Below are 12,291 nucleotides of genomic sequence, written 5' to 3'. Positions count from 1 at the left end.
GTTAAAGAGTCTGCGAGTGGCTTGCAGAAATCAATTGATCTCGAAGGTCTGCCCATTTAATACCTGCGAGGCTGGGTAAAACAACATGAGCGGCTCCAACTCGTGCAACGGGGCCGAGTCCTACTGCCCACATACCAGCGGCTAGGGCTGCATCAATACCGGCTGTAGCATCTTCTACAACTACAGATTGCTCTGGTTTGATTCCTAGTTGTTTGGCTGCGTACAAAAATAAGTCTGGTGCTGGCTTTGGTTCCTGTACACTATAACCATCAGCGATCGCATCTACTTTGTCCACAATGCCTAATCGCTCCAGCACTGTCCGGGCATTTTTGCTAGCTGAACCAATACCAATTTTAATCCCAGCTTGCCGCAGTTCATCCAAAAGGGCGATCGCACCTGGTAACAAATCCTTGGGTGTCATATTTTGGATCAATTCCACATAGTAGCGATTCTTACGCTCCATCATCTCCTGGATTTGTACTTCTGAATAAGTTCTATCGCCAATAATCAGCATCAGAGAAGCACGACGGGATACACCCCGCAGGGCTTCGTTAGCTTCCCGATTAAACGGTATACCCTCTTCATCTGCTAGCTTTTTCCAAGCTAAGTAGTGAACTTCTGCTGTATCTGTTAACACACCATCTAAATCGAAGATGAATCCTTGGATATTGGGTATTGGGGACTGGGGATTGGGTATTGGGTATTGGGTATTGGTTATTCCCTTTGTTCCCTTATCCCCCAGTTCCCAGTCCCTATTCCGTCCCCCAGTCCCCAGTCCCCAGTCCCCAGTCCCCAATCCCTTCAAATCAAAGTCGTGCCATTTCCCTTGCCAGTGCAGTTTAAACTTTAGGCGCGTCCAGCCTGGGGGGAGGTGAGGATTGGCTACGGGGCCATTTTCGGTAAATTGGATGCCGCCGAATCCAAAAATTACAGCTTGCCAAATGCCACCAGCACTAGCGCCGTGAATTCCATCGCTGGTGTTACCTCGATTATCTTCAAGATCAACCATTAACGCTCGCATAAACTGTTCGTAAGCTTCGGTTGATTTGCCCAAGTCGGAAGCTAAGATGGCCTGAACTGATGGGCCAAGAGACGAACCATAAGTAATATCAGTGCGGGGTGCATAGTAGTCCCAGTTTGTCTGCAATGCTTTTTCGTTATAGGGAAAATCTGCTGATTCCCGCATTAAATATAGGAGCATTAATATATCTGGCTGCTTGATTACTTGATATTTATTGATTTGATCGATACCCAAGATGGCCTGCATGGAGCGATCGCGTGGTTCATAATCTGCTAAGTTGATATCTTCTGATTGAAAAAATCCCTCGAATTGCTCGATTAGTTCTGTTGATGGGTCATAGAGAAACAATATTTTAGCGATGATATCTTGCCAGTGCGATGTCTCTTGGGAGGTGAGTTGCAGTTTCGCCTCTAATTCAGTCACTCGTTCGGGAAATTTGTGAACTAACCAGTCATAGACTGCGATCGCTTTCTCTAGATGCCATTGCGCCATGCGGTTTGTAAAGGCGTTATTGTGGACTAATTCATGGTATTCATCCGCTCCGATCACTCCCCGAATTTCATACTTTTCACGCTCAGGATTGAATTCCACCCGGCTACTCCAAAAGATCGCAGCATCTAAAATCACCTCTGCGCCATACTTTTGCATCCACTCATCATCAGCAGTAGCTTGCCAGTAGTTCCAAATTGCGTAGGGGATATCTGCATTGATATGAATTTCGCGATCACGGCACCAAATTCGCACGTCTTCACCGTAAAAATCGCTGCCGATAGCCCAACGGGGTGTAACTTCATCACCAGTCTCAGCACTTTCCCAGGCAAACATTGCCCCTTTATAGCCGTAATGAATTGCCTTGCGTCTAGCTCCGGCTAAGGTGTGCCAACGGTAACTGAGTAAGTTACGAGCGATCGCTGGCTGGGTAAACAGAAACAAGGGCTGCATAAAAATTTCTGTATCCCAAAAGATATGACCGCGATAGCCAAACCCAGAAAGGGTTTTAGCGGGAATGCTCACTCTATCATCATTCCAGGGAGCAGAAATCAGCAGTTGAAACAGATTGTAGCGAACAGCAAAAGTAGCTGTGCTATCCCCCTCAATCAGGATGTCACTTTGCTGCCAAACCTCATTCCATGCTTGCTCATTGGCTTTTAGTAATGTTGTGTAATCTGACAGGTGCGCGAGTTTTTCCTGAGCGGCTGTGACTGGTGTTTCTATATCCCGTGAGGTAAAAACTGTCACGATTTTTTCCACCGTTACAGTCTGCTGCGCTTTCGCGAAGAAGGACGTGCTTAAGGTGGGATAACCAGGTGCGGTATTGACTTGCAAAGATGCTTCACTACCTAATATTGTCACCTTAGCTGCCATACCGAGTTCAATTCGGGAACTGCGGGTGCGGCGTTGCAACCAGATTCCTTGGTCGATTTTGCCCTGATCTAATCCTTCCCAGTGATTAAAACCTTGATTTTCGGGATAGCCATTGATACTAGCTTGAACTTCAATTAACCCCTCAAAATCTACTGGCGTTAAATGGCAGCGTAACGCCAATAGGTGCGGATCTGCAAGACTAGCAAAGCGTTCAAAGCTGATATCTATAGTATTCCCACTGGGAGAGCGCCAACGCAAGGCACGAGTCAGCAATCCTTGGCGTAAATCAAGCTGTCGCTCATAGTGCAATATTTCACCTTGATCGAGACGGAAGCGATCGCCATTCACAATCACTATCAAGGGTAGCCAGTCAGGGCAATTTACCAGTTCAGTGTACACCACAGGCACATCATCGTAGACACCGTTTATAAAAGTAGCTGGCGATGCATGAGGATAACCCTCTTCAAAACTGCCTCTTGTTCCCAGGTATCCATTGCCGATTGTAAAAACAGTTTCTTTGGACTGTAATTGCTCAGGATTAAACTGGGTTTCGATTAATATCCAATCTGTGTAGGTAAAGTGGGGCATTGGGCATTGGGCATTGGGCATGGGAATTAGGGATTGAGGATTTTGAGGTAGATGAATAAGTTTTTTAACTCTGTTAATGAGTCTTTGAGATAGATGAACGGAGTTCTAAGGTGGATGAACGGAGTTCTAAGGTGGATGAACGGAGTTCTGAGATAGATAAGTTCTAACTTTTCCCAGTCTCCAATCCCCAGTCCCCAATCCCCAGTCCCCAATCCCCTCATCCCCCCTTATGCTTTTCCAAAATCCTTTCGACTCTGGGCTTATAAATGAGATGAAATAAGGTTTCCATGTACCTATCTCTGGCTTCGTTATTTTCGGGAGCAACAAAGTTCCAAAAACTAAACATTTTAGTCAGCAGTAGTAATTGATTACTATGTAAATGCCAATTATATTTATGGTGAATTCGCTGACTCATCCATTCTGAAACTTCTTGCCAGTGTTCAGCATGAATATCACATTTTTCAAGGAAGTCTAAGATTTTCTTTGCTGTTCCTTCTAAGTCTGTGGGATTAACATGAAATCCATTTTCTTGGTTTTCGATAATTTCTGAAGAACCGCCAAATTGAGTAGTAAAAGTTGGCAAGCCGGAAATCATCGCTTCCAAAATACTTCGTCCAAAGGATTCAAAGCGGGCAAAATGGACATAAATTCCCTGAGAATCTGCAACTACTCGGTAGGCCTCACCGAGTTCACTGCTAGGAATACGCATCCCCACCCAGCGAATCTTGCCATAGAGATGATATTCATTAATAACGTCGTGGAGTTTTTGAATTTCTTCTGCTTCTTCTCGGTTTATAGCTTCATCTAGATGCAGTTTACTACTTAAGAGAATCAGGTTAAAATGCTCTTGCAAATCTTGACTTTTACCAAAGCATTCAGCTAACCCAGTTAGATTATTGATTGAGGTGACGGTATCAACGGCAAAGATTGGTCGCTTGTTGGGGCGATCTAAATGACCTAAGATTTGGGAGTCTTCGCGGCTAAAGAGTAAGTCGTGGACTTGTGTCCGCAGGTTAGAATCTCGGTTTTCTTTTTGGCTATAGGGAAAGAAAATATTTTCATTTACTCCCGGCGGCACTAAGTTGAATTTAGGACTAAACAAATCAATGCCATCAACTACATGATACAACTGCGGCATCGTAAACCATTTATACGATTCGTATTGACCGATAGTATCGGGTGTGCCGACAATTTCTTGATAGGACGATGTGATGATGAAGTCGGCTGCATTCATGCTAATCAAATCGGCGGTGAATTGTACCGAGAAGTGATATTGGTCTTCTAAATCTTGCCAATATAAATTGCTAAATAGATATTTAGGTTTTGCCAAGGAATGGGCAATGTTGCACTGGGTAACTTTCATCCGGCGAGAGAGGAGAAAGGCTACTAAGTTACCGTCGCTGTAGTTACCAACAATCAGATTAGGTTTGACTTTAAATTGAGCTAGTAATTCTTGTTCTGCATCGAGTGCAAATTGTTCTAAATAAGGCCAAATCTCAAATTTAGAAATCCAATTGTTGGTAATTTCTGGATTGAATTCACCAAAAGGAACGCGCAATATCCAAGCATTCTCAGTATCTTGAACTTTTTCTAAGTGCAGGTTACAAAATGTTCCTTCACAGTTAGGAATTAGCCGGGTGAGAATAATAATATGGGGTTTAATGCCTAGTCGGTCGAGTCCAGCGAGTTTAATTTGTTCACTTAGTTCGTTTTCTAAGCTGCGTGCTTGTTCGAGGACATAGATAACTTGACCGAGTGTTTCATCTCTTCCTAAAACATCTTCCTGTCCCACCCAGCCGTGGACGGAAACGAGAACGACGCGAAAGACCGCGGGGACACGGGCTACAAAGGCTTCTAAGATGCCGGGTTCTGGGGAGTAAATGAGTCGGTCGAGGAGTTCTAAGGTTTCAGAGACTCGCGCCGCAGTGTTACCCCAACCCGGCTCAAAACCGAGTTCTTGGAGGTCAATGCTAAATTTTTCATAAGGTTCATGAGGCGATCGCTCACTCAGCAATTTGAGCGCTGGCTTAATTTGTTTGGCTAACTGAATACCAGAGTCAATGCGATCGCTCAACAACAGGCGAATGCCATTGCATTGCAGCCCACGTAATGCCTTAAATAACATTTCTACCCAATATTCAGGGTCAGTCAATAATTGATTGCACAGATAACGGTTGAGGAAGGCTAAACCTTGACCGATATTTCTGGCGTCATCGATTCTTGGGGAATTCTCATAGAAGGGGTGGAGGTCGATTTCGAGGATGTCGGGTTGGTAGCGGTTGACTAGGCGATCTCTCACATCTAACAGCGTTTGAGGCGTCATCTGCTCGAAGCTACTAAAGTCGGCTTTCAGCTTCCAAACTTCTTGGTTGGCAATCCTGGGTCGAATTACAAACCAAGTACTTTCTTCTTCAAGAATTATTTCGTGGGTATATTGTATCAGTTTGCCAACAGAAGAAGAGTAATAAAAATAGGCTGGCTTTTGAGATTGATCGCAGTAATCAGCAAAAGCTTGCAAAATCTCATTTCTTAGAAAGTAACGCTTACCTGAAGCACTCAACGCACAAATAAACTGATGCAAATCAGTTTTTTCATCACCGTTGATGACAGCTTGAACTAGTTCATACATGATGACGAATTCCAGAAATTTAGTTAGGCTACGACCTCATTTTTCTCTCTAGTTTTCGGTTCTCTGAGGTACATTTCCCTCATGATTTTAAATAACTATAAAAATCTTTGCGTCTAGCTTTGGGGTGAAATGCGGCGAGTCGATAGGATTAGGGACTGGGGGCAAGGGAAATAACTAATATCCCATAACCAATAGACATCTGGTGAAAAAGAATGTAGAGACATAGCAGTGCGCTACGTCTCTACAATGGTTATAGATAACACATATTTAATTTCTGGATATGTCTAATTAATTTAGGTAAGAATGTCCACTAGTTTATTATCTTAAATTATCAGTGGATAGCTATATTAAGCCTATATTAATAACTTTTTACAATGCTTTTTCAAATGCTATACCCTGTTTGAGGGCGATATACAACAATGCGATCGCGGCTGAACGAATTGAATTATCACAATAGACATCTGGTGAAAATGAATGTAGAGACGTAGCAGTGCTACGTCTCTACAAGGATTCTGGATAACGCATATTTAATTTCTGGAGATGTCTAATGTATCAGTATTGGTTTGGGTAATTCAGTGATGGTCTGATATATCTGAAGCATACCTTGATGATTACAGCGCTTCCGGCTATTATGCAATACAGTTTTCCTCTTGCCCCTCTCCTATCATAGCTGCCGGAAGTGCTGTAATGTCTTCAGGTCTAGTCGGGAAGTTAACGTAGTACAATCCCAAAAGCTCAGTCTTCTCTTGTTCATTAACCAGAAAGCCTGTTTCGTCAGACAAACGGAGGTTGACTACAGACCTATAACCCTCATCACCTATTTGTTGTAGCTGATCTAGTGTAATTTGCCCTGCGATCGCTAGCTCATCATTAATTTTCCTAATAATATTCATCAGCCCGATTAACCTGATCTTACCAAAGTTACCCCTACTCTAAATTTAGTAAAACAAGCTGAGGATCTTGTGAGGGATTGGGCATTGGGCAAAACAGTTCCGAGTTCCGTTAGCGGTAGCGGGGCGTTTAGCCCGTTCCGAGTGCTGAGTGGGGAATCTCACTTCTTTACTCAGCACTCCTGGACTCTAAATAGGTGATGTAAACTGTTCAATAATTCTCTAGCGGTATAGGGTTTTAATAAAACTGTTTGCACATTAACATCAGCAGATTGAGTAAAGACCTCCATTGAGTTCAGACCGCTACAGGCAATAATTTGAACTTGCTTGTTCATTTTTTGCAAGGTGCGAATAGCGGTAATTCCATCCATTTCCGGCATCATTATATCCATTAATACAGCATTGATTTGATGCTTGTGTTGAGCATAAAGTGCGATCGCCTCTATGCCATTACTAGCAGCAAGTATCTTATAGTTATGGTTTTCTAGAATGATTGTGGCAATCTCCCGAATTTGGGCTTCATCATCTACCACTAAAATCAATTCTCCCTGACCTGGAAGCAAATCCAGGTCTTCTATTTTGAACGCTTGGGTTGTTTCCACTGCTGGTAAAAATAGGTCAAATTTGCTACCTCTACCAACATTGCTAGACACTTTGATAAAACCGTCGTGGCTTCTAATGATGCCCAGCACTGTTGAAAGTCCAAGTCCCGTACCTTTGTTGACCTCTTTTGTCGTGAAAAATGGCTCAAAAATCCTATCTAATACGAATGGCGGTATCCCAATTCCATTATCGGCAACAGTAATCACAATATAAGGCCCAACTTTGGTATCGAGATTCATTCTGGTATAAGCTTCATCAATAAACTTATTTTCCGCAGAAATTTTGATATTGCCGCCATAAGGCAAAGCATCGCGAGCATTTACTACTAGATTCATCAACACTTGATACAGTTGCGTGGTATCCCCAGTGATAGCCCAAATGTCTTCTGGGATAACCGTGGAAAATTCAATAGATTTAGGAAATGTATGTTTAGCAATTTGAATAATTTCTGAAATCAGGCGCTTGACTTGGATAATTGTCGGCTCTCCTTTAAAACCTCGCGCAAAAGACAAAACTTGCTTCACTAAAGCTGCTCCCCGTCTGGCGTTAGTTTCTACGAGTGCCATTAATTGCCCAGAACGCTCCTCGTCTTGGAAAAATTTTCCCTGTAACAATTGAGCGGCTGCCAAAATTGGTGTAAATATATTGTTCAAGTCGTGAGCAATACCACCTGCAAGGGTACCAAGGCTTTCCAATCGCTGGGTGCGAAAAAACTGCTCTTCGAGTTGTTTCTTTTCGGTGATGTCAGTGTCAACAGTCAAAATGGATTTGGGTTCTCCCGCAGGATCGCGCATCAATGTCCAGCGGCTTTCCACAATAATTTTCTCACCGGATTTTGTAACTTTATGTAACTCACCATGCCATGAGCCACTCTCAATTACACTTTTTAGCGGTTCTTCCAGTTGGTGCTGAGTTCCTGCTGGGTACAAAATCTCATGGAGGTCTTTTCCCATAACCTCTGTAGAAAGCCAACCGTACATCCGCTCTGCACCTTGATTCCAGAATAAGATTTGAGACTGAAAATCTCGAACTAATATGGCGTCGGTAGCGATATCGAGTAAAGCGGCTTGTTCGGAGATTTTTTGTTCCGCCAGCTTGCGCTCGGTGATATCTTCGGCAATGCCACCATAGTACTTAACTTTTCCTTGGTGATCATAGACAGCAAAGCCCCGATTCCAAACCCAGCGCACCGATCCATCAGGTCGCAAAATCCGATATTCTGCTGAAATGGATTGACTATCATTAAGCAGTTGCTCGATTGATTGGGTGGCGCGATCGCGATCGTCTGGATGAACGGTATCTATCCAAGATTTTGGCTGCTGAAATAAACCCTGGGAAGATTGACCCCAAATCTTCTCATAAGCAGGACTAATATACAAAGGGTGGAATAAATCTGTGCTACAAATCCAGATCATAGCGTGGGTGTTTTCGGAAAAAGTGCGAAATTTCTCCTCGCTTTGAGACAGTGCTACTTCGGCGAGTTGGCGTTCATGTAGCGCAGCTTGCTGTGCGGTAATATCTCTGCCTACCCCTTGTATTTCAATAATCTCTCCTTTGTCATTATGAATTGCGATCGTATTCCATTGAAACCAGCGCATACCGTTAACTGTAAATGAACGTCGCTCACAATTAGTTAAGGGGTGAGATGAAGATCCTAAAACTGTCATACTTTCCACTACTAGAGGCAAGTCATCGGAATGAAAAAACTGGAGAAATGACTGACCAAGAAACTCATCTTGTTTCCAACCGAAGGTTTGACAAGCAGTCATATTGGCAAAGGTAATCTTCCCTTGCAAATCAATGCGGATAATTATGTCAGTTTGGCTTTCTACGAGTTGGCGGTAGAGGTTTTCACTCTGCCGTAATGCAACTTCTGCGCGTTGGCGTTCAATAATTTCTTGTTGCAATATGACATTGGACATCACAAGTTCTGCTGTGCGTTCCGCCACTCGTTTTTCTAACTCATCGTAAGCTTGCCGTAATTCTTCTTTCACAATCTGGAGTTCTTCGAGGGCTTGCTGAAGTTCCTGATTAACTTGTATGATTTTAGCTGATTGTGCCTCAACCCATAGTTTTAAGTTATTTTGAGTTTGGCGGCAGACTTGCTCGATCTCAATTGGCTGATTAACCCACCTGAATTCATCTGTGGGTTTTTGTAAATATTGCTGTAAGCCTTCAACAATCCCAACCATTTTTATCAGATCAAAGGCTTGTAGCAAGCTAGTTTCAGTGATAATTCCTAGTAATTGCCCGCGATTGTCTAAAACGGGTAGATGGCAAATATGATGCTGACGCAATAACGATAAAGCGATAAAAATATCTTGGAAATCTGATTGTCTAAGGGTAACTACTGGCTGCATCATCACTTCAGCCATTGTCACCGCCGATAAGTCTATGCCAGAAGCTATCAGCCTAAGTACATCTTTTCCTGTAAAAATACCTAATAAATCTGCCTCCTCCATAACCAATACACAACCAGTTAATGGTTGATTTATGGGGTTTAAATCCAATGAAAAATTTAAGTTTGTAGATGCATAATTACTACATCTTTCCTGGCTCATCAAGACAATAGCTTCGAGTACAAAACTATCAGGGCTAATCGTTAATGGAGAACGATTAATAACATGATTCAAGCTAGGTAAGTTAAACAGTCGATCGTTGAATCGCATGGTTAATTTGTCAATTCTAATGATCTTTTTTATATGAGGACGAACTAGCAGAAGCTAGCACCAGCTAAAAAAAGTAAATTGTTGAAAATCAGGAATTATATGTCTCCAGATAAATCAATCAAGTACATTGATAAATGCACGCTGCCAATCTTACAAGACCGAATACATAAGACATAGTGCGAGTTAGTAACTAAACCGGGAAATAGATAGACTTTTAGAGCCACCAACCTCATTCTATTGTCAAATTAGAAATAGATGATCTGTTATCTCCAGAGATTACCTTAATTGATGGTCTTGGTAATATTGTTAGTGTTAAATATTTGAAATTAATTAATTGATGAGTGGAGATATTAAATCCTTGCTCCCGAACATCACCAGAAGGTTTGTGCTTGAAACCCGATTTTAATTTTTCTCTGTTTGTATGAAACTACCCTGTCTTATCAAGGCTACGGTGTACACACAAGTCGAGTTGGCAACCAAATGGACAGAAAAAACGGAAAATTATTTTTAAAATCCTTGATTTTCCGTTATACCTATATCAATAATGCAACACTATTGATAATCAGCTTGATTAACTCAAAACCTTATCCACTAAGCTTTATCTCTTGCCTGGCAAAGATTTTAGCACTTGTGTATACACCGTAGAGGAGAGCCAGTGGGGTGTTAGGGACTTTTGCCAGAGGTCTATTAAGCTAATTTATTTTTCGGAACTCCCTCAGTAAATACTTCTAAGAATAGATGACTTAGTGAGCAGAAAAGACCTAAGATTCTAAGATGAATTACTGATTAGGGTATTATTTTATGAAAACTAGAAAACTAGGCAAACAAGGGTTAGAAGTTTCAACTATTGGACTTGGTTGTATGGGAATGTCTGAGTTTTATAGTGGTCGTGATGAAATTGAGGCGATCGCTACAATTCATCGGGCATTAGAACTTGGGGTAAATTTCCTTGACACTGCTGATATGTATGGGCCCTTTACCAACGAGCAACTAGTAGGTAAAGCAATTAAAGATCGCCGAGATCAAGTAGTATTAGCAACTAAGTTTGGCAATGTCCGCACTGAAGATGGTGGTTGGAAAGGAATTAGTGGCAGACCAGAATATGTCCAAACAGCCTGTGATGCCTCGCTAAAACGTCTGGGAGTTGAAGTTATTGACCTCTATTATCAACATCGGGTAGATCCAACTGTACCCATTGAAGATACAGTAGGGGCAATGGCAGAGTTAGTCAAGCTTGGTAAAGTGCGCTATTTAGGACTCTCGGAAGCTGCGCCAGCTACAATTCGACGAGCGCAAGCAGTTCATCCCATTACTGCACTACAAACAGAATACTCTCTTTGGAGTCGAGAGCCAGAGGATGAGATTTTACCTACTGTACGGGAATTAGGAATTGGGTTTGTTCCCTATAGCCCATTAGGAAGAGGGTTTTTATCCGGTGCAATCACCAGCCCTGACGATCTGGCACCTGATGACTATCGAAGAAATTCACCCCGCTTTCAAGGTGAAAATTTCTATAAGAACTTGCAATTAGTAGAGCAAGTCAAGGCAATTGCCACCGAAAAAGGAGTAACTTCTAGTCAGCTTGCACTAGCATGGCTTTTGGCTCAAGGCGAAGATATAGTACCAATTCCAGGTACAAAACGCCGTACTTACTTGGAGGAGAATATTGCAGCTACCGAAATTACTCTGACTGAACAAGATTTGAATCGACTTGAAGCAGTTGCACCAAAAAATGTGGCCGCAGGTGAGCGCTACCCTGATATGAGTACTGTTAACCGTTGATCTAATAGACATCTCCAGAAATTAAATATGCGTTATCCAGAGTCCTTGTAGAGACGTAGCACTGCTACGTCTCTACATTCATTTTCACCAGATGTCTAATGGAATGGTGGTGAAAGATGTTGTGCAGCGCATCATGGAACGCACAAAAAGTTATTGGTTCTCTGTGGGTACTGATTGCCAAGCAAGACGATGTTTCCAGTGCGATGTGAAATTAAGTTGAACTGCTTGCTTAAAGTCCTCCAAAGCTGCTGAAAAAGCTTTCTCTTTTAGCTTTGCTGCACCTTGGTTGTTCAACTGTTTAGGGCATTGTGGATTCCATACATATTTTTGACAAGTTTGGTGGGCAATTTCTACATCACTGCCATTTTCAGGATTTTGAAAGACAGGATGATAATGTAACCTGTTGCAGCAAACTTGCAACCATTCTTGCCACCCACAGTGCCACAAGTGAACTGTTCCATCAAGACTACCACTGGCAATCAGTTTACCATCAGGGCTAAAAGCTGCGGAATTTCCCCAATACTCATGTCCGCGCCAAGGTTGACCAATAGGGTTGCCGTGAATATCCCACAAGCGCACTGTCGAATCATTGCTGGCACTGACAATCCACTGACCATCAGGGCTAAAGGCGACAGAATTAACTTCTTTTTCATGTCCGCGCCAAGGTTGACCAATAGGGTTGCCGTGAATATCCCACAAGCGCACTGTCGAATCATTGCTGGCACTGACAATCCACTGACCATC

5 protein-coding genes and 1 pseudogene are annotated in these 12,291 nt (G+C 42.6%); 1 reads left to right on the top strand and 5 read right to left on the bottom strand.

All coding sequences use genetic code 11. The annotated features are described in order from the left end of the window. Window position 1: 1 nt before the first annotated feature. The 4 genes from pgmB to V7K67_RS31455 all read right to left on the bottom strand — a co-directional run bounded on the left by pgmB (window position 2) and on the right by V7K67_RS31455 (window position 9,765). A complete protein-coding gene (gene pgmB, locus V7K67_RS31470; protein ID WP_335169943.1) occupies window positions 2-2,974 on the bottom strand; it encodes a beta-phosphoglucomutase in 2,973 nt (990 codons plus the stop codon). Between the two features lie 217 nt (window positions 2,975-3,191). After that, complete coding sequence (locus V7K67_RS31465; protein WP_335169941.1) at window positions 3,192-5,603, bottom strand: sucrose synthase; 2,412 nt, start codon at window positions 5,601-5,603, stop codon at window positions 3,192-3,194. Between the two features lie 629 nt (window positions 5,604-6,232). Further along, complete coding sequence (locus tag V7K67_RS31460; protein WP_334730039.1) at window positions 6,233-6,496, bottom strand: beta-lactamase hydrolase domain-containing protein; 264 nt, start codon at window positions 6,494-6,496, stop codon at window positions 6,233-6,235. A 170-nt stretch (window positions 6,497-6,666) separates the two neighbouring features. Continuing rightward, window positions 6,667-9,765: a PAS domain S-box protein gene (locus V7K67_RS31455; RefSeq protein WP_334730040.1), complete on the bottom strand. Its 3,099-nt coding sequence runs from the start codon at window positions 9,763-9,765 to the stop codon at window positions 6,667-6,669. Window positions 9,766-10,566: 801 nt separating this feature from the next. Between V7K67_RS31455 and V7K67_RS31450 the strand changes: the two genes are divergently transcribed. After that, the gene (locus tag V7K67_RS31450; RefSeq protein ID WP_334709451.1) at window positions 10,567-11,547 is read left to right on the top strand and encodes an aldo/keto reductase; all 981 of its coding nucleotides are present in this window, start codon (window positions 10,567-10,569) and stop codon (window positions 11,545-11,547) included. A 150-nt stretch (window positions 11,548-11,697) separates the two neighbouring features. Here the strand turns inward: V7K67_RS31450 and V7K67_RS31445 are convergent. After that, a pseudogene (locus V7K67_RS31445) lies at window positions 11,698-12,291 on the bottom strand (WD40 repeat domain-containing protein); the annotation flags it as partial.

Origin of the sequence: Nostoc sp. (assembly GCF_036917155.1) — a bacterium.
In the GTDB taxonomy this organism is placed as follows: Bacteria; Cyanobacteriota; Cyanobacteriia; order Cyanobacteriales; family Nostocaceae; genus Nostoc.
The sequence above is the reverse complement of the archived record's forward strand: the minus strand, read 5'-3'. Positions and strand labels throughout refer to the sequence as shown.